The following is a 23950-nucleotide window of genomic DNA, read 5'->3' on the forward strand; positions in this document are numbered from 1 at the left end:
CTATGACCCTGTTTGTTGAACTGCATCTGATCCAGAACTTCGCCCCTTCCAATTTGAACCGTGATGATACCGGAGCACCCAAGGATGCAATCTTTGGTGGCCAACGCCGTGCCCGGGTCAGTAGTCAGTGTTTCAAGCGCGCCATTCGTCTTTATAGCCGTGACCAGCAGCTTATCCCTACCGAGTATCGTGCTCTTCGCACCAAGAAACTGCAGGCGTTGTTGCTGGAAAGACTGGCTGATCGAGATCAGGAGGAAGCGAGCGGTAAGATTGAGGCCGCCTTGGCGGCTGCAGGGCTCAAGCTCAAGGATGATGGCAAGACCGAGTATCTGCTGTTTTTGGGCGAACGCGAGATTGCCGGTTTTGCCGCTCTGATAGAAGAACACTGGGATGCACTTATCATTCCGGCGGCGGGTGAGAAAAAGGGGAAAAAAGAGAGCAAGGCAGCCATTCCAGCTGAGTTGGCCAAGCAGGCCAAGGCGCTACTCGATGGTGGCAAGGCGGTGGATGTTGCCCTCTTTGGCCGAATGCTGGCCGACTTGCCTCAGGTGAATCAGGATGCTGCCTGTCAGGTAGCCCATGCCATAAGCACTCACAGGGTCGAGCGCGACTTTGACTACTTTACTGCTGTCGATGACGTGGGTGGCCCTGACGAAACCGGTGCAGGCATGATTGGCCAGGTCGAGTTCAACTCCGCTACCTTCTACCGCTATGCCGCGCTTGATGTGAGCAAGTTGTTGCAGAACCTGCAAGATGACAAGGAGCTGACAGCATCGGCCATTGAGTCTTTGATCCAGTCGATGGTCCGAGCCATACCGACGGGCAAACAAAACAGCTTCGCTGCCCACAACCTGCCTGAGTTTATCGGGGTTAGCCTGCGTAAAAGCCCTCTCAATCTGGCCAATGCCTTCGAGCGTCCGATCCAGCCGCGCCACGACAAGAGCCTCACCGAACAGTCTGTGGCGGCGCTTGGTGAGTACGAGAGCAAGCTGGCCCCCGTCTACGGAGATGCAACCGATCGCTGGGCCCATATCGATCTCACTGGCAAGTGGCAGCTCGAGAACAGTCAGGCCCGCAGCTCGGTAAGCGACTTGGCTGCTTGGGTACGCGATGTCGTCGAGACCCAGTGGGGAGAGTAACATGCCGACACTGCTACTGCGGCTGCAAGGGCCTATGCAATCTTGGGGGACTACTAGCCGCTTTGATGAACGCGACACCCAGCTGGAGCCTTCCAAATCGGGAGTGCTCGGGCTAATCTGCGCCGCCCTGGGGCGGGATCGAAGCGAGTCTGTCGATGATCTTGCGGCCCTTCAGATGGGGGTGAGGGTGGACAGGGAAGGGGTTGTGTTGCGCGATTATCAGACGGCCACCGGTATCGTTAACGCGGCTGGCAAGGTCGATATGAAGCGCACCGTGGTCAGCCCACGCTACTACTTGAGCGATGCCGCTTTTCTGGTTGGTTTTGAAGGGGAACGAGCTTTGCTCGATCAAATCCATCAGGCACTGAAAACGCCCCATTGGCCTCTTAGCTTGGGCCGCAAGGGGTGTTTGCCGTCACCGCCAGTGTATCTGCCTGATGGTGTGCGAGATAGCGCTTTGCTGGAAGCTCTGCGCGACTATCCCGAGTTGATCAAGGGGGCTGGTCTGCAAGTGCGTCGCTTGTTGTTGGAGGCGACAGAAGGGACAGTTCGCCTCGATCAACCGATAGCCCCTTTTGCAGATCGCCGCTTTGGCCCCCGTTTTGTGCTCACTGAGCAACTGGAGCCTGAGGAGGTGTCATGTCCCTGAATCAATTGCATCTGAGTCGATTGATCTTGAACCCAAGAAGCAAGGAGGCACGTCGTGACCTGGCCAATCCCTACGAGCTTCATCGTACCTTGGCCAGGGCTTTTGCTCCCGACGAAGAGACCGCGCCTGCACGCTTCTTGTGGCGTCTCGAGGCAACAGCCAATTGGCAACAGCCTCAACTGCTGGTGCAATCGCAAACCGAGGGGAACTGGGGGCCGTTACGCGATCTGCCTTACTACCTGCAAGGGGAAGTGCAAGAGAAGCGCTTTGCACCCGAGCAATGGCTTGAACAAGGTCGTTCCTATCGCTTTCGCCTGCAGGCTAATCCGACGGTAACCCGTGATGGCAAACGCAGGGGGCTGTGTAGCGAGGAAGAGCAGTTGGCTTGGCTTGCTCGGCAAGGAGAGCGTCACGGTTTTAGTCTTGTCCATGCACTGGTCAGTAGCTCTGTGATGCAGCATGGGCGGAAGGGAACAAGCCGTCTTAGTGTCTTGACTGCGACCTTCGAGGGTTACTTGCAGGTTGTCGAGCCTGATGTCTTGCGAGCCGCCCTGTGTGCCGGTATCGGCCCAGCCAAGTCGCTGGGTTGCGGCTTGCTTTCTTTGGGAAAAGCCTGATGCTCCCCCCTCTAAAGCCACTCCCAATCAAGGATCGCCGGGCCATGCTGTTTCTTAAATATGGCCAGCTCGATGTGATCGACGGCGCCTTTGTGCTGGTGGACAAAGAGGGGGTACGCACTCACATACCCATTGGTACTGTCGCCTGTCTGATGCTAGAGCCCGGCACTCGGGTCTCTCACGCAGCCGTCAAGCTGGCAGCAATGGCTGGTACTCTGCTGGTTTGGGTAGGGGAGGCCGGGGTGAGGCTCTATGCTGCAGGTCAACCGGGAGGTGCCCGATCCGACCGGCTACTCTTTCAGGCCAAACTTGCACTGGATGAAGAGCTGCGTCTCAAAGTAGTACGCAAGATGTTTGAGCTGCGCTTTGGCGAGCCACCTCCCAGCCGTCGTTCAGTAGATCAGTTGCGTGGGATCGAAGGGGCCAGGGTGCGTGAGACCTACAAACTGTTGGCTGCTCGATATGGGGTTAAGTGGCAGGGGAGGCGCTATGATCCCAAGGATTGGGAGAAGGGCGACCTGCCCAATCAATGCATTAGCGCCGCCACATCCTGCCTCTATGGCATCACCGAGGCGGCCATACTGGCTGCCGGGTATGCCCCCGCCATCGGCTTTATCCATAGTGGCAAGCCGCTCTCGTTTGTCTACGACATAGCCGACATCATCAAATTTGAAACCGTGGTGCCCCAGGCGTTTGAGATTGCGGCTAAGGGCAATGCCAACCCTGATCGCGCAGTACGCTTGGCTTGTCGCGACAGTTTTAACAAACTGCGCACCTTGGAAAAGCTGATCCCGCTAATTGAAGAGGTGCTTGCTGCAGGGGGGAACACCCCGCCTGAGCCTCCCAAGGATGCTCAGCCGCCCGCCATTCCCGAACCGATCGGCATGGGGGACGCCGGTCACAGGAGTCAGTGATGAGCATGTTGGTCGTCGTGACCGAAGATGTGCCCCCACGTTTGCGTGGTCGGCTGGCTATCTGGTTGCTGGAGGTCCGTGCAGGTGTGTATGTGGGAGATGTCTCGCGCCGTGCACGAGAGATGATCTGGCAACAGTGTGAGGCATTGGTTGAGCAGGGCAATATCGTGATGGCATGGCCTGCTAACAACGACTCAGGGTTTGACTTTCAAACCTTGGGAGCAAATAGAAGGATGCCGGTGGACTTGGATGGCTGCCGGTTAGTCTCATTTCTACCCTTTGAAAATCAATAGGTTATCGTTCTTTAACAATCAGGATTAGTTGGTAGCTTTTTATGGTTTGAAAAAGCCATTTAAATCAATAACATCCATTAAGTCTGCTCCCCGCGCACGCGGGGATGAACCGAAAACGTGCTTGTGGGTTGGTGGGGGCTTCATCTGCTCCCCGCGCACGCGGGGATGAACCGCCAGAGACGCAGAACCGAGCGCGTAACGACATCTGCTCCCCGCGCACGCGGGGATGAACCGGGTTGTGCATCCAGAAGAATTTAGGCATGGTGCCTGCTCCCCGCGCACGCGGGGATGAACCGCCAGACTTCTTGATACGCTTTACCATAGATAACTGCTCCCCGCGCACGCGGGGATGAACCGGGTCGCTACTCATCGGCATAGCGGGCGAGCTGCTGCTCCCCGCGCACGCGGGGATGAACCGTAGACCAGTAATCGAAGCTGGGTTCTATGTCGCTGCTCCCCGCGCACGCGGGGATGAACCGGTCATTTTGCACTGTCCGGTGACGGGGCGGCGCTGCTCCCCGCGCACGCGGGGATGAACCGGCGAACACTATATCAGGGCGGCTCCCGAACACCTGCTCCCCGCGCACGCGGGGATGAACCGTTTTTAGCGCGGCGTGATTTCGCGTCGTTGCCCTGCTCCCCGCGCACGCGGGGATGAACCGCGACCGGCGTGGACTCCTGTCTCAGATTCCGACTGCTCCCCGCGCACGCGGGGATGAACCGCAGATGGTGATAATCTGTAACCGCCAGCTCTGCTGCTCCCCGCGCACGCGGGGATGAACCGATGGCGACGCATTCGGCGGCGCTGGCGAGACTCTGCTCCCCGCGCACGCGGGGATGAACCGTTTACGCCCTCATCACCGGATGCGGGAAGGTTCTGCTCCCCGCGCACGCGGGGATGAACCGGCTAATGATTACGGTCTTTTTTGTCAGAATTACTGCTCCCCGCGCACGCGGGGATGAACCGGGTGATGGGTGTGCCTGCTGGCTCTCTATTGGCTGCTCCCCGCGCACGCGGGGATGAACCGTATTCAGCCTGGGCCTTGCTCATCACTACACCCTGCTCCCCGCGCACGCGGGGATGAACCGTTCGGCCTGCGTGTTCCCCGCGTCCATGTGGCCTGCTCCCCGCGCACGCGGGGATGAACCGGGACTCCATCCGTAAAGAAGGCATGGATATCCCTGCTCCCCGCGCACGCGGGGATGAACCGCCTGCGGTCTTGCCGCCGATTTCGGCGGTCCACTGCTCCCCGCGCACGCGGGGATGAACCGCGACAGCGGCGGAGGTGACAACAGCTACCGGACTGCTCCCCGCGCACGCGGGGATGAACCGACCACCGCCAATAGTCTGGATGGAACATTGGCCTGCTCCCCGCGCACGCGGGGATGAACCGACCATTGGACTGAAAAACGACCCTGCAGTTATCTGCTCCCCGCGCACGCGGGGATGAACCGCACTCCCCCTTCAGGGGATGACTTAACTTTTACTGCTCCCCGCGCACGCGGGGATGAACCGTTGCTCGCCGAGCTTACAACTAACTGGCTTTTCTGCTCCCCGCGCACGCGGGGATGAACCGTCAGCCTTCTTGGCAATCCTGATCTCCACCCCCTGCTCCCCGCGCACGCGGGGATGAACCAGCCGTCGCCCAGAGAAGGGCGGGGAACATTACCTGCTCCCCGCGCACGCGGGGATGAACCGCACGTAGCAGCGGGACGCTTTGAAGTGAAGGCCTGCTCCCCGCGCACGCGGGGATGAACCGTTGCCCTTACCGTCGGTGAAGTCGAGTTTGATCTGCTCCCCGCGCACGCGGGGATGAACCGTTCTGGCTCTCATCGATGATGACAAGGCTCTTCTGCTCCCCGCGCACGCGGGGATGAACCGTATATTCAGGTTTACCGTCTGGGGGGCACGCACTGCTCCCCGCGCACGCGGGGATGAACCGCGATATTACCGGTGTCGGTGTTCAGCTTGGACCTGCTCCCCGCGCACGCGGGGATGAACCGTACCGCACCTGGTTTGATTCCATGATGACCTGCTGCTCCCCGCGCACGCGGGGATGAACCGCAATATGATCATCGGCAATGAGATCATCGCCACTGCTCCCCGCGCACGCGGGGATGAACCGATGATCTCGCGTCCGGCAAAAAGCAGATGGGGCTGCTCCCCGCGCACGCGGGGATGAACCGCGGCGCGCCTCGAACTCAGCCCGGGATTCAACCTGCTCCCCGCGCACGCGGGGATGAACCGGCCGATCATTGGGCGATCACTCCGTCTGTCATCTGCTCCCCGCGCACGCGGGGATGAACCGTGTATGAACCGCTCCGGAATAACACCGTATAGCTGCTCCCCGCGCACGCGGGGATGAACCGGATGGCGGGAGCGATGTCCCCGGCCAGTTTACCTGCTCCCCGCGCACGCGGGGATGAACCGTTAGCCGTACCCAGACCAGCAGGAGAAATCCGCTGCTCCCCGCGCACGCGGGGATGAACCGCGTGGTGATGGTCCTCTCAACCTTCTTCGCTTCTGCTCCCCGCGCACGCGGGGATGAACCGTTTTTTGTTATGTTACGTTCCATTCCACTTGTCTGCTCCCCGCGCACGCGGGGATGAACCGCTGCCAACCGACTGATAGACCGGGAACTTGAGCTGCTCCCCGCGCACGCGGGGATGAACCGCCACAACTGCGCATAATGTCGTTCAGCATTATCTGCTCCCCGCGCACGCGGGGATGAACCGTTGGCTTTGACCTGCTCCTCGCTCAGGCTGAACTGCTCCCCGCGCACGCGGGGATGAACCGATCACCCGCTCGGTGGCGGGGAAGAAACTGCGCTGATCCCCGCGCACGCGGGGATGAACCGACGGCAAAGAGATCTTCGAACTGGCACCGCTCCTGCTCCCCGCGCACGCGGGGATGAACCGCAGGAATTCACAATTGCGCTCAAGCGGTTCCCCTGCTCCCCGCGCACGCGGGGATGAACCGCGGACCGTGCGCAGTCTGAGGCGGATCGCGCCCTGCTCCCCGCGCACGCGGGGATGAACCGGGATCGGTGTGGTCGGTGCGCCGAGCGTTATCCTGCTCCCCGCGCACGCGGGGATGAACCGACCACGAGAAAATCCCGCAGGCCATCGCGCTGCTGCTCCCCGCGCACGCGGGGATGAACCGAGCGCGAGGTGGTGGCAGGTGGCACGATCCTCCTGCTCCCCGCGCACGCGGGGATGAACCGTGGAAGCCAGGCGACCGCCCAGCGCTGACCCACTGCTCCCCGCGCACGCGGGGATGAACCGGCCGCTGGCCTGGGAGTGTTTGGATGACGCCTCTGCTCCCCGCGCACGCGGGGATGAACCGTGGTGGCGGATGAACAACCTCTACATGATCGACTGCTCCCCGCGCACGCGGGGATGAACCGGGCTTGCGCTCCGATTTTTGAGCACCAAGCAACTGCTCCCCGCGCACGCGGGGATGAACCGGTTATCAAGGCCATCTGCATCGCAGGCCTTGCCTGCTCCCCGCGCATGCGGGGATGAACCGGGGTACATGGAGCCGTGAGCGCCAGCACACCACTGCTCCCCGCGCACGCGGGGATGAACCGATATCTACCGCCAAGGTGGCGCTCTGTGCGTTCTGCTCCCCGCGCACGCGGGGATGAACCGCAACAGGCCGTGGCCTGCGCCATCCTGCGCCGCTGCTCCCCGCGCACGCGGGGATGAACCGGTTACCGAGCAGGGTCAGGAGCTGACGGCCGCCTGCTCCCCGCGCACGCGGGGATGAACCGCCCTCTTAAAACGCCTCTGGGGGGTTGCTTGGCTGCTCCCCGCGCACGCGGGGATGAACCGGCCGATCACACTGTGGTCGATGCCCAGGGGAACTGCTCCCCGCGCACGCGGGGATGAACCGCCGACCACGGCGCGCAGGTGCTCGCGCTCGCTTCTGCTCCCCGCGCACGCGGGGATGAACCGCGTCAGCCGCGAAGAGTACCGCCGCCTGGATACTGCTCCCCGCGCACGCGGGGATGAACCGTTTGCGGAGGAATTCACTTGCACTATCACCAACCTGCTCCCCGCGTACGCGGGGATGAACCGGTAGTTGCTGACTCTGCCAACGCACAGATTAACTGCTCCCCGCGCACGCGGGGATGAACCGTTTCTCCTGTTAGCTATCTCGTTGGTTTGCTACTGCTCCCCGCGCACGCGGGGATGAACCGTTCACGTTGGTGGTGAAGGCCACCAAGGCGGCCTGCTCCCCGCGCACGCGGGGATGAACCGTACCCGGAGAAGGCCAAGGAGGTGCGTACCGGCTGCTCCCCGCGCACGCGGGGATGAACCGTCGACCACGTAGCCGGTCAACACCAGATCGTTCCTGCTCCCCGCGCACGCGGGGATGAAGCCAGTCTCTGCTGTGGCGTGGCGAGGCGCCATTGCTGTTCCCTGCGCACGCGGGGATGAACCGCTCAGTGTCGCAGGATCGAGGAGGAACACTTGCAGCTCCCCGCACCCGTGGGGATGAACCGCGCAGTTGGCCTTGCATTGCTATCAAGGCATCCAGCAGCTCCCCGCGCATGTTGGGATGAACCGTATGTAGATGTTGAGCTTGATCCCGCGCTGTGCCCTTCCCCACGCTCGTTGGGATGGAGACCAGCTACAGCCACAACTCTAAGTACTCAAATGTCTACCAGCTAATCAACGATGGCCACAGTGCGGAGGACGCATCCCGAATGCTTTGCCTACCGCTGCGAACGGCTAACGACATCCTGGGGATCGAGGAATAAACAAAGGGGCTCACGGCCCCTTTGTTATTGGTTCATCCAGTGTAACCACTATCTCGACAGACTCACCGAAGTGAAGGCGGGCGAGTCTGATTAGTTCTGCCACATCTGGGTAGTTGTCACGGACGTACTGACGCCGTTCCTCCAGTGACATTTCAGCGGACACGCGGCCCCCCTTTTTTCAATTCACTTGGCCACCCCTCAAGAGTCGTAAACCCTTAAAGTTTAAGCCGTTTAAGAATCCTTCCAACTTTTACTTCGCCCCTGCGTGCGAAGCAAACGCAGAGGGGCGTGCTAAAGCCGCTTGAGCCTCTTAAAAAGTGAATTGAGGGTAGCATTTTTTTGACCAAAAGACAAAGACGATTGTTTGTTTTGTTGTGTCCATCACACCCTTTAGACCTTTGGCTATGCTGTATAAAAATACACTAGCCCGTTTATGTTCTTTGAGATTGCAACGGGGTGAGTGTGTGGTATGTTTTTTATGCCTTGGTGTGAGAGGGAACTATGCCGAAGAAAACCAAACTGACGAACGAGCAACTTGAGTGGCTCCGTTCGTTACCGCCAGAGAGCTTACCAGTACAGGCCGAGCGAGTAGGTGTGTGTGTTGACACCCTCAAAAGGATCTTGGTGCGCGAAGGCATCAGAGAGTTTGACGGCGCGAAGTTTGTCGCCCCTCTCAAGGTCAACTATTGGACTCGTCCATGCCTGTTCTGCAAGAAGTGCGTGAAGCGCCCGAAGTGGCAATTCATCTGCGACAGGTGTGCGAGGTCGATGAAGCAACGGGATAACTAACAAGGATCGTTATGTTGAAACAGCAGGCCCGCAGTGCCCTTGAGGGGTACTTCGATGTCACGCTCACCCAGTTGGCCGAGCGGCATCCATTCACTTATGCGGGCATCAATGAAGATGGCCGAGCGGCATCCATTCACCTACGCGGGCGTCAACGAAGATGGCTGCGTGGACATCTTCATCTACTACGTTGAGCCCAACGAAGAGGTCATTCACCTCGACTTGGCTATCTTGAGCCACGCGCATGGTCTCAGTGGTGTGACCCTCAAGCATTGCATTCTCGTCTCCAATCAAGGCCCGAGTCTGCGTTACGAGTTCTTCACCAACTTGGCCCAAGCAAGACTCCCCATCCTGCCACATCACCCGCTTGGGATGATGATGCCGGTCGTGTCCGTGCCGGTGGCCTCATTGCAGGAGATCCCAGCATGAGCACCACCCTTGAGCACTGGAAGCGCCTTGTCACCCAGAAGCACCTGTTCTACCGCCCGTCCTTCACCTTCCAATGGACGGATGAACTGGACGCCCGCCTGAAAGAGTGCATCGAGGAAGGTCTGTCGTATGGCCGCATCAACATTCTCTTGGGCCTGTCACCTGATGACGCCGTTATCGGGCGGCGGTGGTGTGAACGAGCGAATGACCGGAGGGGCTGACCTAGTGGGGACGCCCCTTCTTCATATCGAGGCCAAGCGCGTGGAGCGCCTCAACTTCTTGGAGGCGATGGCGCAAGCAGAGCGCAGCTTGGCCAAAAGCAGAGGGCCGGAAGTGCCGGTGGTCATCAACCGGCGCAACCGAATGACAACAGACGACAGCCTAGTCGTGATGCGCCTCAAGCACTGGCGCATTCTCTACTTGGCTCTCTTACATCTTGAAGGGATTCATCATGTTTGAAGTCACAGCGAATACCGTGGAAGACCAACTGGACGAGGGGGTGTTCCGCGCATTGGTTTCGGTCAAAGGCGATCAGATAGTGACCAACTCTCGCATCATTGCGGAGGCTTTTGGGAGAAGTCACAAGAACGTACTTAGGGCCATCCGGCAGCTTAGCTGTAGTGATGAGTTTAGGTCGCTCAATTTTGAGCAGACTGATTTCATTGATAAAAATGGCGACATACAACCTCAGTACCTGATTACTCGCAACGGCTGTGTGTTCCTTATCATGGGCTTTACAGGAGCCAAAGCGGGCGCATTCAAGGAGGCGTTCATCAACGCCTTCGACTGGATGGAAACCATGATCCGCAAGCGTGACGAGTTGAATCGGCGCATCAACGATCACACTCTCCGCGCAATGGACTCGGCAAACGAGGGGAGTTTCCACGGGGGCGGGTTGGCAAAGCGCAGGATTGATAAGCGCACCTTGGCTCTCGAAGAGTTCCAACTCCGAGGGGAGGCGCAACATAGCCTCTCGTTAACATTGGGGGCGCAATGAACCGCGACCACTACCGCACACCGAGACCGGTGTTCCAGTACATGGCGGCCCGCTATCCGTTGGTTGTGGACGTTGCGGCCAGTGTCATCAATACCCAGTTGCCCATCTTCATAGACGAGCGCCACAACGCCTTGGCTACGCCGTGGACGTGGTTCGCTATGCCTGGGGAGTATGCGTGGTGCAATCCGCCGTACAGCAACATTGGCCCATGGGGGGACGCAGCGAACGAGGCCAGAACGGAAGGCATCGGGACGGTCATGCTGGTCATGCTCGACCAATCAACCGGCTGGTTTAAGAAAGCGAAGGCGACTTGTCAGGAGGTGGTGGTTGTAACAGGCGGGCGCTTGTCCTTCCTGCACCCCGAGACCGGCGAACCGGCGCGAGGCAACAACAAGGGCAGCATGTTCTTGGTGTGGCACCCCTTCGGTCGGGGCGCTATGCAGACGAGCTACGTGGAGCGTGACGCCCTCATGGCTTGCAATGACGATCCATTGCTACCGGTGAAGGCCGTCTCTTCGTTCTAATAGAAAGCCCCTCAATCGAGGGGCTTTTTGTTGGTCAGTCCATGAAGAACTTAGGGTTTGGGTAGCTTGTCGTGACGCGGCTAATACGGCGCATCTTTTCTTGTGCCAGCTTTGGATCTGGTTGGGTGTACCGATTGACGGTGTTCACATCGGTGTGCCCCGTATACAACATTACCTCTTTGGCCGTCAGCCCCGCATTTGATTGGGCAGCAGTAATGAAGCGGTGGCGGAATGCATGGGGGTGGACATGATCTCCTAATCCCGCTCGTTTACGATAACGTAGAATCATCTGGGAAATTTCCCGAGGGTTATGGTAGGTGCAAAAGCGTGTGTACTGGTCTTTCCCTTGGCGAATATGTTCGGCCATCAGATCCATTAATACAGCCTGACATCCCTCAGTCATCACTCTAACCCTGGGCTCGCCTGACTTCACATCGAGGAAGTCGGCTACAGGATTAGAACCGAATCGCAAATCGCATGGGCGTAGATTGAATACCTCACCTCTTCGCCAGCCACTCTCAAACAGCAGTCTGATCATCCATATGTGTTTGGTCATGGCAACATTGAGAAGCTGCTGATATTCCTCTTGAGTGATCAGCCTTTTAGGCTTGACCCGCTCACCTCCAATTCGCACTCCGTCAAGATGGTTAAAGCCTCCAATACGAAGAATGCGGCGCAGGTACAGTATGTCGCAGCGTAAGGTGTTGAAGTCGTAGTTTGGTTGTCTAAGGTACTCTTCTACTTTGTTAGGCGTAATGTTGTGAGGCATCAGGGTATTCCGCTTGGCCTGCTTGGTCTCTAAGCTGTCACCTTCACTTACACCACCAAACCAATTGAGTGCTCGATTGAGGCAATACTTGATGAACTCCTTTGTGCTGGGATTTGGGGTTCTGTTCATGTAAGCACAATGCAGCTCGAACACTGTCATCCCCTGACCACCTTTAGATTCGAGTTTCTGCCCCGCCTCCTGTCTTGCAGCCCATAGCTTGGCTTCCTCCATGTTGGGTGCTGTGTACGTTAACTGTTTGAATTTCCGATCAATTTTAACGCTGACCCGCACCCATACTGTACCGCCAGCTCTTTCCTTGAATGATGCCATTTGATGTCTCCATATCATCCTGACCAATACTTTACATTATTATAAAGTATTCAGGCTAGTGTGATTTAAGCTAGTCAAACAAATCAAAAGGTTGTCATCTAAATGATATTGGATAACTAGCGACATGTAATACCAGAGCCATCAATCACTTGCGGTGCGCCGCACTCTCTACCAGGAGTGTGCGCAGAGTCACACTGCACGAAGTGAGAAAAACGTTTGTCCGCTGTGAGCCAGATCCCTATAATACGCGCGTCTCAATTCCCCCCCACTTTAAAACTTGGTGAGAAAGGTCATATGGATATCTTGCGTGGTGCCCCAGCACTGTCTGATTTTCGTGTCCAAAAACTGCTGCAACGCTTCGCACAGATGAGAAACGAGAGTGGAGTAGAGATAGAGGATGTCTATGCCGAGTATGTGCACTTTGCCGAGCTGACAAGCCCCCTCTCTCCCCCCGAGCGAGCGACCTTGGGCCAGCTCTTGCGCTACGGCCCGACCATCCCCGAACACACCCCCAGCGGTCAGCTGTTTCTTGTTACCCCCCGCCCCGGCACTATCTCTCCCTGGTCTTCCAAAGCAACCGACATCGCCCACAACTGCGGCCTGAAACAGGTCAAGCGGCTGGAGCGTGGTATTGCCTATTACCTGACCATCAAGGGGCAGGGTGAGTTGAGTGCCGCCCAGCGCAGCGCCATTGCTGCCGTGCTCCATGATCGGATGATGGAAGTGGTGTTTGCCGAGATGAGTGAAGCTGCTGCCCTGTTTGCTCACCACGAGCCGCGCCCCTTCACCCAGGTGGATGTGCTGGGCGGTGGTCGCGCAGCCCTGGCCGAAGCCAACGTGGCGCTGGGTCTGGCGCTGGCCGATGACGAAATCGACTATCTGGTAGAGAACTTCACCAAGCTGGGTCGCAACCCCAACGACATCGAGCTCTACATGTTCGCCCAGGCGAACTCCGAGCACTGCCGTCACAAGATCTTCAACGCCGACTGGACCATCGACGGTGAGCAGCAGCCCAAGTCGCTGTTCAAGATGATCAAGAACACCTTCGAGCAGACGCCGGATCATGTCCTCTCTGCCTATAAAGACAACGCCGCCGTGATGGAAGGGAGCCAGGGTGGCCGCTTCTTCCCGAGCCCGGCCAACGGCGAATACCAGTATCACCAGGAACAGGTCGACATCCTGATGAAGGTGGAGACCCACAACCACCCGACCGCCATCTCCCCATTCCCGGGCGCAGCCACCGGCTCCGGCGGCGAAATCCGCGACGAGGGAGCCACCGGTCGCGGTGCCAAGCCCAAGGCGGGTCTGGTCGGTTTCTCCGTCTCCAACCTGCGCATTCCCGGCTTCGAGCAGCCCTGGGAGCAGGATTTCGGCAAGCCGAGCCGTATCGTCAGCGCCTTCGACATCATGCAAGAGGGGCCGCTCGGCGGCGCCGCGTTTAACAACGAGTTCGGCCGTCCGGCCATTCTCGGCTATTTCCGTACATTCGAAGAGGAGGTGCCGAGCCACAACGGCGTCGAGGTGCGTGGCTACCACAAACCCATCATGCTGGCGGGCGGCATCGGCAACATCCGCACCGAACATGTCCAGAAAGGGGATATCCCTGTCGGTGCGGCGCTGATCGTGCTGGGCGGCCCGGCGATGAACATCGGTCTGGGCGGTGGTGCCGCATCCTCCATGGCCTCCGGCCAGTCAGCCGAAGATCTCGACTTTGCCTCGGTGCAGCGTGACAACCCCGAGATGGAGCGCCGTTGCCAGGAGGTGATCGATCGCTGCTGGCAGCTGGGTGACGACAACCCTATCGTCTTTATCCACGATGTGGGGGCGGGCGGTCTCTCCAACGCCATGCCGGAGCTGGTCAACGACGGTGAGCGTGGCGGTCGTTTCGATTTGCGCGCCATCCAGAGCGACGAGCCGGGCATGAGCCCGCTGGAGATCTGGTGCAACGAATCCCAGGAGCGTTACGTGCTGGCGGTAGCACAAGATAAGCTGCCGCTGTTCAAGGCCCTGTGCGAGCGTGAGCGCGCGCCCTATGCCGTCATCGGTACCGCGACCGAAGAGAAGCATCTGACCCTCTCTGACAGCCACTTTGACAATCAGCCCATCGATCTGCCGCTGGACGTGCTGCTCGGCAAGGCGCCCAAGATGCACCGCGACGTGGTGACTCTGCCTGCACAAGGCAAAGCGCTCCAGCTCGATGGCATCACTTTGAGTGACGCGGCCGAGCGGGTACTGCGCCTGCCGACCGTGGCGGAGAAGTCCTTCCTTATCACCATCGGCGATCGCAGCGTGACCGGTCTGGTCAATCGCGACCAGATGGTTGGCCCCTGGCAGATCCCGGTGGCCGATTGCGCCGTCACCGCTGCGACCTACGACAGCTATCACGGCGAAGCCATGTCCATGGGCGAGCGTACCCCGGTGGCGCTGCTCTCCCACGCCGCCTCCGCTCGCATGGCGGTGGCGGAAGCGCTTACCAACCTGGCGCCGACTCATATCGGGTCGCTGAAGCGGGTCAAGCTCTCCGCCAACTGGATGGCCGCTGCCGGTCACCCGGGGGAAGATGCCGGTCTCTATGAGGCGGTCAAAGCGGTGGGCGAGGAGCTCTGCCCGGCCCTTGGCATCACCATCCCGGTGGGCAAGGACTCCATGTCCATGAAGACCCGCTGGCAGCAGGATGGCAAGGAGCACAGCGTCACCTCGCCGCTCTCTCTGCTCATCTCCGCTTTTGCCCGGGTCGAGGATGTGCGCAACACTGTAACGCCACAGCTGCGTACCGATCTCGGTGAAACCGACCTTATCCTCGTCGACCTTGGCAATGGCAAGCAGCGCCTCGGCGCCTCGGCACTGGCGCAGGTCTATCGCCAGCTGGGTGACAAGGCGCCGGATCTCGACAATCCGGTCCAGCTCAAGGGCTTCTTCAACGCCATTCAGGCGCTGGTGGCCGATCGCAAACTGATCGCCTATCACGACCGCTCTGACGGCGGCCTGTTCGTCACCCTGACCGAGATGGCGTTTGCCGGTCACTGTGGCCTCGACATCCAGCTTGATCGCATCGGCGGCGAGCTGCTGCCGGCGCTGTTCAACGAAGAGCTGGGCGCCGTCATTCAGGTGCGTCGTGAAGACAAAGAGACGGTGATGACCCTGCTGGCCGGTCACGGTCTTGCAGCCTGCTCCCATGTGCTCGGTACCGTGCGCGAAGGGGATATCATCACCTTGCAGCGGGGCGGTCAGGAGGTCTATCGTGCCAGCCGCACTGCCCTTCGCACCATCTGGGGCGAGACCAGCTGGCAGATGCAGCGCCTGCGCGACAATCCGGCGTGCGCCGACAGTGAGCACGCGGCCCGTCAGGACGCCACCGATCCGGGTCTGCATGCCAAGCTGACTTACAACCCGTCCGAGGATGTGGCTGCACCTTACATTGCCCGCGGGGTCTCCCCCCGTCTGGCGGTGTTGCGCGAGCAGGGGGTCAACTCTCATGTAGAGATGGCGGCGGCGTTCGATCGTGCCGGTTTCGCGGCGGTCGATGTCCATATGAGCGACATTCTCTCCGGTCGCATCAAGCTGGAAGAGTTCCAGACCCTGGTGGCCTGCGGCGGCTTCTCCTACGGTGACGTGCTGGGGGCGGGGGAAGGCTGGGCCAAGTCCATCCTGTTCAACGACAACGCCCGCGAGCAGTTCCAGCGCTTCTTCGAGCGTGGCGATACCCTCTCTCTGGGTGTCTGCAACGGTTGCCAGATGATGTCCAACCTGCGGGATCTCATCCCGGGCGCAGATCTGTGGCCGCGCTTTGTGCGCAACCGCTCCGAGCGCTTCGAGGCCCGCTTCAGTCTGGTGCAGGTGCAGGAGTCCCCATCGGCCTTCTTCGCCGGCATGGCAGGCTCGGTGATGCCGATTGCCGTTTCCCACGGGGAAGGGCGTGTCGAGGTGCGCGATGCCGCTCACCTGAACGCACTGCAGCAGAGCGGTCTGGTAGGGCTGCGCTTTGTCGACAACCGCGGCAGCGTGACCGAGCAGTACCCGGCCAACCCGAACGGCTCGCCGGATGGTATCACCGCCGTGACCACCACCGATGGCCGCGCCACCATCATGATGCCGCACCCGGAGCGGGTGTTCCGCACCGTGGCCAACTCCTGGCACCCCGACAACTGGGGCGAGGACGGCGCCTGGATGCGGATGTTCCGCAACGCCCGGGTTCGTCTGGGTTAATAGAGACAGCGCCAGCGCATAAAAACAGAAACCGGCCAATTGGCCGGTTTTTTTATCCGTGTCGTTACGGCTTGCCGAGCGGTTGGGGGATAAAGTCTCCCCGGTCGAGGATCCGCAGACAGGCATCCACCACATCCGCATCGAGCTGATGGCCGCGCATCTGGATGATCTGCTCACGGGCCTGGGGAATGCCGAGGGCGGCGCGATAGGGGCGATCCGAGGACATGGATTCGACGATATCGGCAACGGTGAGGATGCGGGCCTCCAGCAGGATCTCATCCCCCTTGAGCCTCTGCGGATAGCCGGAGCCATCGAGATACTCGTGGTGCTGGTGGATCATCCGGGCGATGGGCCAGGGGAAGTCGATATCCTTGAGCACCAGATAGCCGATGGCGGGGTGTTCCTTGACCAGCTCGAACTCCAGCGGCGTGAGGCGTTCCGGTTTGGTGAGAATTTCAGCCGGTACCTGGATCTTGCCGATATCGTGCACCATGGCACCCAGATAGATCCCCCGCAGCCGCTTCTCTTCCAGCCTGAGCTCCCGGCCGATGGCTTGGGCCAGCTTGGCCACATGTTTCTGATGGCCAGCGGTATAGGGATCGCGCTGCTCCAGCACGGCGGCGATGGCACCCAGCGCATCTTCCAGTGCCAGCTCCAGCTGGCGGGCATGGAAGATCTTCTCCTGTTGCGAGCGCAGATAAGCCTGCTGGGTATGGCGCGCCTGCAGGCCATAGGTGAGGTAGTCGGTCAGCTGGATGAAGAGTTGCTCCTCCTCCTGGCTGAACAGCCGTGGCTGGTCGCTGTGAATGATCAGCGCACCGGCCAGATCCTCCTGCAGTGGCAAGGGGATCTGCAGGCGGGAGCGCAACGGGTGGCGACCGGTATGGGGCCGCTCGTGGAAGATCACCTGATTGAGGCGCCGCTGGTGGAGGATGGCCTGGGTGAGGGCATCATCGTTCAACCACAACGTTTGTTCCGATGCATCGGCACTGCCTGCCTGCGCAACGATCCTCGGTGGTTGGGCGAGATCGTGCTGGCCTTGCAGCACTGCCACCAGCGGAAAACGGTCATCGACGGCGATGGCATCGCAGATATCCTGCAGCAGTTGCGGCTCATCGCCCGGTTTGAGCAGGGCGTGGTGGGCGCGGCTGATCGCCTGCTGGGTCCAGCTGTACTGTTGCAGTTTCTCCTGCTGCCACTTCTGCTCGGTAATGTCTTCGAAGAAGACGCCGACCCCCACGATACTCCCCGCCTCATCACGCAGGGGAAACTTGGTGGTGCTGAGCCAGCGGGCTTCTCCCCCCTTCAGATAGGGCTCTTCGATGTGCTGGTGTATCCCCTCGCGCATGACTCGGGCGTCATCCTCCCGATAGCGCTGTACCAGTTCGGGGGGAAAGAAGTCGCAGTCATTCTTGCCCACCAGTGCCTCTGGTGAGAGGGCGAGATCCGCCGCCAGCAGGCGGTTGCCCGCGATGTAGCTGAATCGGGTGTCTTTGAGCAGCACCCGATAGGGAAGCTGATCCATCACCTGGGTCAGCAACAGCGCCGAGGAGGGGAGCGCATCGGTCAGTGGGTGGGGGAGTGCACATGAGGTGAGGAGTTCGGACATCTTATCCCGCCTTGTCTGCAAGTTGACTGATGGGAGGGCCGAAGTGGTAGCCGGTCTGCCAGAGCACGATACAGCTGTTGACCACTTTTTCATCGTAATGGATCCCGGCATAGCGGGTCAGTTCGGCAATGGCGTCACTCAGAGGCATGGCCCGGCGGAACGGGCGATGGGAGGTCATGGCGATCAGCGAATCGGCCACCCGGATAATGCGCGCCTCCAGGGTAATGGCGCTGCCCGCCAGCCCCTGCGGATAGCCGCTGCCATCGAGGTTTTCGTGGTGCTGCAGCACTATAGTGGCGATGGGCCAGGGGAAGTCGATCTGTTTGAGAATATCGTGGCCGGCCTGGGGGTGCTGCTTGATCAGTTCGAACTCCACCGGCCGCAATTCACGGGGGCGAGTGATGATCTCGGTGGGGATCTGCAGCAGGCCGATATTGTGCACCATGGCCGCCAGTCCAAGCGCATCCAGCCGCTCTTGCCGCAGTTGCATGGCCTGCCCGATGGCCAGTGCCAAATCGCGCACCCTCAGCTCATGGCCCGCACTGTTGCGATCCTTGTGACTGATGGCGCTGGCGAGGGCACTGATGGTCTGGAACAGCAGGTCACGCTGGTGGCGCTCGCTCTCCTTGAGGCGGGTGATGTCGACTAGGGTGCCGATGATGCCGGCAACCATCCCCTGATGGTCATAGAAGAGATCCTTGAAACAGATGACCTGATAGCGCATGCCATTGCGGTCATGCAACTGCTGTTCGATGCACTGGGGCTGGCGACTTCGCAGCAATTCGGCTTCCCGCATGCTGTAGGCCTCGGCAAGCCCGACTGGCAGCAGCTCCTCGACCTGTCGACCCAGCAGCGCCTCCTTGCCGATGCCGATCACCTGATTGAAGGCCTGGTTGCAGCCCAGAAACCGCCCTTCGATATCTTTGTAGAACACCGGGATCGGGATAGCCTTGAGCAGGGATTCGTTGAAGTGTTTCAGATCCTTCAGTTCGGCCTGCTGACGCAGGGCGAGCAGCTCGCTGTCCTTGCACAGGGAAATGGCGCGGGCCAGGTTGCCGAGCACCGGGCTGAACAGATGGCAGACCGGTACGATCTGCTGATGTGGCTGGGGGGCGAGCAGCAAGATGAGATAACCCCCTTCAACCTTGAGCCGATAGGCAAACTGGTAGGGGCGGCTGCCCGGCAGGGGGAGCGTCTGTTGCAGCAGGCAGTGCTCCTCCTCGCTAACCCACCCGGGCAGGGCCAGGGTGGTGCCGGTGTGCTGGCGAAGCTGCTCGTCGCCGATCACCTTGAGCAGCTTGTATCCCTCCCGTTGTTGCTGCAATACCGCACCAACCGGCGTGGCGCAGTGATGCATGAAGCGTTGCAGTATCTTGGTGAGCAGCGCATCCAGCGTCACTTCACGCCCGATGCAGAGCGCCAGATCGCAGACGATGGCCATGGCGTGGTCGTTGTTCATATCAATGCCCCGTTACAGAGAATGGTGCCGTTATGACATTGGGGGTAATCCCCGTGGCGCACGCTGCCAATTTCGCCAAGGGAGAGGGCTCCTGCCAGATCGCCGGCCCCCGAGTGGGTCAGCAGGGTGTGCAGCTCGGTCACCGTCTGCTGGTCGAAGTGCAGCTGGCGTCCCGCGCAGTAGTAGACCTCCAGCAAGTGTGCCCGGGTGAGGGTTTGTTGCTGGTTAAGGCGCCTGGCCAGTGAGCAGGCATGTTCGGTGGCACTCTCTGGCGCCTTCAGCAGAGTGAGGATGCTGTGCTCCGCGACCTCGCCGGCGCAGAGCAGGGCGCCGTCATCGTTTGCCTCGACGGGGATCCTGACAATCACATCCCCGTTGGCCCGCAGCAGGCCCAGTGGCATGTGCACCACGAAACGGTAGAGCTCCTCGCGCACAATAGTGTGCTGGAATTGCTGGCGGATCAGCCCCTGATATTTTTGAAAGGCCGGTTGCCAGTCGATGTAGGCAATCTTGTTCGCTTCACTGCTGGTGGCCAGCATTGGTTGGGCCGAGAGTTGATAACCATGTTCCAGAAAGGGAAAGCTGTTGCTGGGCAGCAGCGTGCAGGTGACCCCGTAGGCAAGTTGCCGTTGATTGTCGAACAGGCAGGCAATAGGGGTGAAGCTGCCGCTGCCTGCGTTGGCGCCGGCATAGTTGACGCGATTGGCCAGCTGCAGATAAAGCGCATCCAGAATGGAGGCGATATTGGGAATGAGGTTGTCGAAGGTCAGAAACAGGGTTGGTGGCGGCGAAGGGGTTGGCCAGGTGGCCAGCATGTTCTCCACCTGTTCCGCAATCAGGTGGGCAAGGGATGCTGCGCTGGCCTGCGGTGTCAGGGGCAGCAGTGTGGCGTGATAGGGGTGGGCTCTGGGCAGTAGCCAAGCACCCTGCGGCAACAATCCTTGCGCACCGATCAGCTGGGGGAAGATGACGCCATTCAGGGCGATGTTGAAGTCGCGGCACAACTGCTGCAACAGGGGGACCTGCGCGCAATCCTGTTCGGCCAGCAGTATGGTCAGCTTGCCTCCTTGCAAGGGTGCCAGCGTGGCGGCCAGTTCTGTCGGGTTAAATTGGCAAACGTAGTGTTGCTTCATCAATCTGAACTCCATTCCAGAATATAACCAATATATCAATAAGGAATTCAAGAGGGTATGAGGATCTCGCCCGGTTCTGGTTGTATGGCAAAAACCATGATGGGCATCACCCTCGCTGATTGATCTGTCATTTGCTGGCTCGCGGAGTGCGCGATGCTGTTGTTACGCAAATAGAAAACCGGCAGCCAAGGCTGCCGGTTTTGCGGGTAATGAGGGGTAGCGACGGTAAAGGTTACTGCAATACCACGTGCTGGAACCCTTGTACCAGGCTGATGACCGGCTGGGGATAGAGCCCCAGCAACACCACCAGCACTGCTGAGAGCAGCACCACCACACCACCGGAGGAGAGCGCCCAGTCGGCGCTGGCATCCCGCTGCTGCATGCCTGGTTCGCGCAGATAGAGGGTCACCATCACCTTGAGATAGTAGTAGAGACCCAGTGCGCTGCCGAGCACGATGGCACCGGAGAGCCACCAGAGCTGCGCCTCGACGGTGACGCCGATGAGGTAGAACTTGCCGATAAAGCCGAGGGTCATCGGGATGCCCGCGAGTGACAACATCATCACCGTCAGTACGGCAGTCAGATAGGGGCGCTTCCAGAACAGACCACGATAGCTGTGCAGGGAGTCGGCATCCTTGCCGCGATAGGGGCTCGACATCATGCTCACCACCCCAAAGGCACCCAGGCTGGTGAAGAGATACATCAGCAGGTAGACCCCGGCTGCTTCCACCGGCATCTGGCCGAATCGGCTCGCCACGATCACCGCCAGCAGGTAGCCGAAGTGGGAGATGGAGGAGTAACCCAGCATCCGTTTGACGTTGGTCTGCACCAGAGCCAGCAGGTTGCCGACCAGGATGGAGATGACCGCCATGGCTGCCAGCAGCCAGTGGATCATGGGATCGCTCGCCGCCGGTACCGCCAGATAGAAGCGCAGCAGCACGGCAAAGACCGCCACCTTGCTGACGGTGGCGAGGAAGGTGGCGACCGGTGCCGGGGCACCTTCGTAGACATCCGGGGTCCAGAGGTGGAAGGGGGCCAGCGACAATTTAAAGGCAAAGCCGACCAGCATTAACCCCAAACCGCCCATCAGCAGCGGATGGTGAGCCGGGCTCTCGGCCAGGGTCTGCCCCAGGGCGGCAAAGCTCAGGCTGCCCGCCTGTGCGTAGAGTAGCGCCATGCCAAACAACAGGAAGGCGGTGGCGGCAGCAGAGAGCACCATGTATTTCACCGCGGCTTCCAGCGAGTGGCGCTCGCGGTAGGCGTAACCCACCAGACCGAACATCGGCAGGGTCAGCATCTCGATCCCGATAAAGAGAGAGGCGAGGTGACGAGAGCAGGCCAGCACCAGACCACCAGCGGTGGCGATCAGCAGCAGCAGGAAGAACTCCTCCCGGTTGTCCGGGTAGGCTTTCAGCCACGATTGACCGAAGGTGCAGGTGGCCAGGGCGCCGATGAGCACCAGTCCCATGTAGAAGACGGCGTAACTGTCAACTTGCAGCAGCGGGGTGACCCCCTGATCCCCTTGCGCCATCACGATGGGCAGCGAGAACAGAGCAAGGTTGAGGCCAACAATGGTCACGGTAAAGGCGGTGGTGACACAGCGGCGCCAGGCGATGGCCAGCATCAGGGCTGCCATGGCCCCGGTGGTCAACAGCAGGGGAAGCAGTGCCAGCAGTTGGGAAGCGGAGAAAGTCATTGCAGGGCTCCAGCAGTCGGCAGCAGATACCAGTGCAGCACGTTGATAAGGCTGCTGCTGGCGGTGTCAATCACGGGTTGGGGATAGAGGCCAAGCAGAACCAGCAGGCCCGCGATCACCATCATCATGGTCAGCTCGCGGCGATCCAGTCCCTTGAGCATGCTCTCATCCTTGGCGGGGCCAAAGCAGGCGCGCTGCAACATGATGAGGGAGTAGACCGAGGCCAGTACCAGACCGAAGGTGGCGACCGCCGTGATGACAGGGGCAACCTGGAAGCTGCCGACCAGGATCAGGAACTCGCCGACAAAGTTGCCGGTGCCCGGCATGCCAAGTGACGCCACCGAGAAGAAGAGCATCACACCGGGCAGATAGCGCAGGCGTCCCCACAGGCCGCCCATCTGGCGCAGATCCCGGGTGTGCAACCGCTCGTAGAGCTGACCGCAGAGGATAAAGAGGCCGGCAGCGGAGAGACCGTGGGCGATCATCTGCACCACCGCACCCTGCAGGGCCAGCTCGCTACCCGAGTAGATGGCGATCATCACAAAACCCATGTGGGAGATGCTGGTGTAGGCTACCAGCCGTTTGATGTCGGTCTGGGCAAAGGCCACGATGGCGCCATAGACGATACCGATCAGGCCAAGCACCATGGCGTAGGGGGCAAATTCGGCGGACGCCTCGGGGAAGAGCGGCAAGGCAAAACGCAGCAGACCGTAGGCTGCGGTTTTGAGCAAAATACCGGCGAGATCCACCGAACCTGCGGTCGGCGCCTGACTGTGGGCATCCGGCAGCCAGCCGTGCAGCGGCACCAGTGGCATCTTGACCGCGAAGGCGATAAAGAAGCCCAGCATCAGCAGCCACTGAACGCCCTTGCTCATCGGGGTATTGAGCAGCTCCAGATAGTTGAAGGTGAAGACTCCGGTGGCATGCTGGTGGGTCAGCACCAGCCCGATGATGGCCACCAGCATGATAAGGCCGCTCACCTGGGTGTAGATGAAGAACTTGGTCGCGGCGTTGATCCGTGATTTGCCGTCAGTGACCGAGTGGCCCCAGAGCGCAATCAGGAAGTACATGGGGACCAGCATCATCTCCCAGAAGAAGAAGAAGAGGAACAGGTCCAGCGCCATAAAGACCCCGAGCACGCCGCCCAGGATCCAGAGCAGGTTGAGGTGGAAGAAGCCGATGCGCTGCACGATCTCTTTCCACGAACAGAGGATGGCCAGTACTCCGATAAAGCAGGTGAGGATCACCATCAAGAGCGACAGGCCATCCACCGCGAGATGCAAAGAGATGCCGAAGCGGGGGATCCACGGCAGGCGCCACTCGGCGGCCCAGGCGGAGGCAGCACCAGAGACGCCCGCGCTATCGAGGCCGGTGGTGGCAAGAGAGAAATCACCACTTAGCCAGATGGCACAGGAGCAGCAGGCTGGCGCTCATGGAGAGCAGGGCAACCCAGCGGACAAACTGTCCGCCGAGACGCTCCATCTGCCAGCAGAGCAAGCCGCCGATAAAAGGAATTAGCAAGATCCAGAGTAAGGTCACGGTATCAGCTCTCGTTCAAGTTCATATGAGATTGCGCTCCCTGTTCCATCAGGGAGAGCAAACAGCCTGGCTGTATGATTGTCCGGTTGTTCATC

The 23950-nt window shown here is 60.1% G+C and carries 16 protein-coding genes, 1 pseudogene and 1 CRISPR repeat array; of the genes and pseudogenes, 11 read left to right on the top strand and 6 right to left on the bottom strand.

The window, feature by feature from the left end; translation table 11 throughout:
* Positions 1-2: 2 nt before the first annotated feature.
* The 10 genes from cas7e to ACTG27_RS03860 all read left to right on the top strand — a co-directional run bounded on the left by cas7e (position 3) and on the right by ACTG27_RS03860 (position 11114).
* On the top strand, positions 3-1139 hold the full coding sequence (gene cas7e, locus ACTG27_RS03815) for a type I-E CRISPR-associated protein Cas7/Cse4/CasC (protein ID WP_064341171.1): 1137 nt from the start codon (positions 3-5) through the stop codon (positions 1137-1139).
* A gap of 1 nt (position 1140) precedes the next feature.
* The gene (cas5e, locus tag ACTG27_RS03820; RefSeq protein WP_064341170.1) at positions 1141-1788 is read left to right on the top strand and encodes a type I-E CRISPR-associated protein Cas5/CasD; all 648 of its coding nucleotides are present in this window, start codon (positions 1141-1143) and stop codon (positions 1786-1788) included.
* Positions 1779-2405 carry a type I-E CRISPR-associated protein Cas6/Cse3/CasE gene (gene cas6e, locus ACTG27_RS03825; protein WP_234784142.1) on the top strand — a complete coding sequence of 209 codons (627 nt, stop codon included), beginning with the start codon at positions 1779-1781 and terminating at the stop codon, positions 2403-2405. The genes cas5e and cas6e overlap by 10 nt, the downstream gene beginning before the upstream one ends.
* On the top strand, positions 2405-3319 hold the full coding sequence (cas1e, locus tag ACTG27_RS03830) for a type I-E CRISPR-associated endonuclease Cas1e (protein ID WP_439979117.1): 915 nt from the start codon (positions 2405-2407) through the stop codon (positions 3317-3319). Before cas6e ends, cas1e begins: the two co-directional genes overlap by 1 nt.
* Complete coding sequence (cas2e, locus tag ACTG27_RS03835; protein ID WP_064341168.1) at positions 3319-3612, top strand: type I-E CRISPR-associated endoribonuclease Cas2e; 294 nt, start codon at positions 3319-3321, stop codon at positions 3610-3612. The genes cas1e and cas2e overlap by 1 nt, the downstream gene beginning before the upstream one ends.
* A gap of 83 nt (positions 3613-3695) precedes the next feature.
* A CRISPR array of direct repeats spans positions 3696-8184; the repeat unit is 29 nt; unit sequence CTGCTCCCCGCGCACGCGGGGATGAACCG.
* A gap of 1091 nt (positions 8185-9275) precedes the next feature.
* Entirely contained in the window at positions 9276-9593 is a 318-nt protein-coding gene (locus ACTG27_RS03840; protein ID WP_192848973.1) for a hypothetical protein, read from the top strand.
* Positions 9590-9814: a hypothetical protein gene (locus ACTG27_RS03845; protein ID WP_064341165.1), complete on the top strand. Its 225-nt coding sequence runs from the start codon at positions 9590-9592 to the stop codon at positions 9812-9814. Before ACTG27_RS03840 ends, ACTG27_RS03845 begins: the two co-directional genes overlap by 4 nt.
* Positions 9786-10052: a hypothetical protein gene (locus tag ACTG27_RS03850; protein ID WP_192848972.1), complete on the top strand. Its 267-nt coding sequence runs from the start codon at positions 9786-9788 to the stop codon at positions 10050-10052. Before ACTG27_RS03845 ends, ACTG27_RS03850 begins: the two co-directional genes overlap by 29 nt.
* A complete protein-coding gene (locus tag ACTG27_RS03855; protein WP_064341163.1) occupies positions 10045-10590 on the top strand; it encodes a Rha family transcriptional regulator in 546 nt (181 codons plus the stop codon). Before ACTG27_RS03850 ends, ACTG27_RS03855 begins: the two co-directional genes overlap by 8 nt.
* Positions 10587-11114, top strand: a complete 528-nt coding sequence (locus ACTG27_RS03860) for a phage N-6-adenine-methyltransferase (RefSeq protein WP_064341162.1) — start codon at positions 10587-10589, stop codon at positions 11112-11114. Before ACTG27_RS03855 ends, ACTG27_RS03860 begins: the two co-directional genes overlap by 4 nt.
* A gap of 34 nt (positions 11115-11148) precedes the next feature.
* On the opposite strand, the gene ACTG27_RS03865 is transcribed toward ACTG27_RS03860, so the two are convergent.
* Positions 11149-12213 carry a tyrosine-type recombinase/integrase gene (locus tag ACTG27_RS03865; protein ID WP_064341161.1) on the bottom strand — a complete coding sequence of 355 codons (1065 nt, stop codon included), beginning with the start codon at positions 12211-12213 and terminating at the stop codon, positions 11149-11151.
* 294 nt (positions 12214-12507) lie between these two features.
* On the opposite strand from ACTG27_RS03865, the gene purL reads away from it, so the two are divergent.
* The gene (gene purL / locus ACTG27_RS03870; protein WP_439979118.1) at positions 12508-16419 is read left to right on the top strand and encodes a phosphoribosylformylglycinamidine synthase; all 3912 of its coding nucleotides are present in this window, start codon (positions 12508-12510) and stop codon (positions 16417-16419) included.
* A 64-nt stretch (positions 16420-16483) separates the two neighbouring features.
* On the opposite strand, the gene ACTG27_RS03875 is transcribed toward purL, so the two are convergent.
* The 5 genes and pseudogenes from ACTG27_RS03875 to nuoM form a co-directional block, all read right to left on the bottom strand.
* Positions 16484-18028, bottom strand: a complete 1545-nt coding sequence (locus ACTG27_RS03875) for an HD domain-containing phosphohydrolase (RefSeq protein WP_439979119.1) — start codon at positions 18026-18028, stop codon at positions 16484-16486.
* A gap of 1 nt (position 18029) precedes the next feature.
* Positions 18030-19487: an HD domain-containing phosphohydrolase gene (locus ACTG27_RS03880; RefSeq protein ID WP_439979121.1), complete on the bottom strand. Its 1458-nt coding sequence runs from the start codon at positions 19485-19487 to the stop codon at positions 18030-18032.
* A complete protein-coding gene (locus ACTG27_RS03885; RefSeq protein WP_439979122.1) occupies positions 19484-20620 on the bottom strand; it encodes an FIST signal transduction protein in 1137 nt (378 codons plus the stop codon). Before ACTG27_RS03885 ends, ACTG27_RS03880 begins: the two co-directional genes overlap by 4 nt.
* Positions 20621-20852: 232 nt before the next feature.
* Positions 20853-22316 carry an NADH-quinone oxidoreductase subunit NuoN gene (gene nuoN / locus ACTG27_RS03890; protein ID WP_075115877.1) on the bottom strand — a complete coding sequence of 488 codons (1464 nt, stop codon included), beginning with the start codon at positions 22314-22316 and terminating at the stop codon, positions 20853-20855.
* Positions 22313-23855, bottom strand: a pseudogene (gene nuoM, locus ACTG27_RS03895) (NADH-quinone oxidoreductase subunit M). The gene nuoN and the pseudogene nuoM overlap by 4 nt, the downstream one beginning before the upstream one ends.
* Positions 23856-23950 lie beyond the last annotated feature (95 nt).

The sequence above is a fragment of the Aeromonas sp. 97A genome, from assembly GCF_051919185.1.
Lineage (GTDB): Bacteria > Pseudomonadota > Gammaproteobacteria > Enterobacterales > Aeromonadaceae > Aeromonas > Aeromonas veronii.

Bases quoted from the DNA above. Each gene is read 5' to 3' on its own strand.
- cas7e (WP_064341171.1), top strand. From the start codon at position 3: ATGACCCTGTTTGTTGAACTGCATCTGATCCAGAACTTCGCCCCTTCC.
- cas5e (WP_064341170.1), top strand. From the start codon at position 1,141: ATGCCGACACTGCTACTGCGGCTGCAAGGGCCTATGCAATCTTGGGGG.
- cas6e (WP_234784142.1), top strand. From the start codon at position 1,779: ATGTCCCTGAATCAATTGCATCTGAGTCGATTGATCTTGAACCCAAGA.
- cas1e (WP_439979117.1), top strand. From the start codon at position 2,405: ATGCTCCCCCCTCTAAAGCCACTCCCAATCAAGGATCGCCGGGCCATG.
- cas2e (WP_064341168.1), top strand. From the start codon at position 3,319: ATGAGCATGTTGGTCGTCGTGACCGAAGATGTGCCCCCACGTTTGCGT.
- ACTG27_RS03840 (WP_192848973.1), top strand. From the start codon at position 9,276: ATGAAGATGGCCGAGCGGCATCCATTCACCTACGCGGGCGTCAACGAA.
- ACTG27_RS03845 (WP_064341165.1), top strand. From the start codon at position 9,590: ATGAGCACCACCCTTGAGCACTGGAAGCGCCTTGTCACCCAGAAGCAC.
- ACTG27_RS03855 (WP_064341163.1), top strand. From the start codon at position 10,045: ATGTTTGAAGTCACAGCGAATACCGTGGAAGACCAACTGGACGAGGGG.
- ACTG27_RS03860 (WP_064341162.1), top strand. From the start codon at position 10,587: ATGAACCGCGACCACTACCGCACACCGAGACCGGTGTTCCAGTACATG.
- ACTG27_RS03865 (WP_064341161.1), bottom strand. From the start codon at position 12,213: ATGGCATCATTCAAGGAAAGAGCTGGCGGTACAGTATGGGTGCGGGTC.
- purL (WP_439979118.1), top strand. From the start codon at position 12,508: ATGGATATCTTGCGTGGTGCCCCAGCACTGTCTGATTTTCGTGTCCAA.
- ACTG27_RS03875 (WP_439979119.1), bottom strand. From the start codon at position 18,028: ATGTCCGAACTCCTCACCTCATGTGCACTCCCCCACCCACTGACCGAT.
- ACTG27_RS03880 (WP_439979121.1), bottom strand. From the start codon at position 19,487: ATGAACAACGACCACGCCATGGCCATCGTCTGCGATCTGGCGCTCTGC.
- ACTG27_RS03885 (WP_439979122.1), bottom strand. From the start codon at position 20,620: ATGAAGCAACACTACGTTTGCCAATTTAACCCGACAGAACTGGCCGCC.
- nuoN (WP_075115877.1), bottom strand. From the start codon at position 22,316: ATGACTTTCTCCGCTTCCCAACTGCTGGCACTGCTTCCCCTGCTGTTG.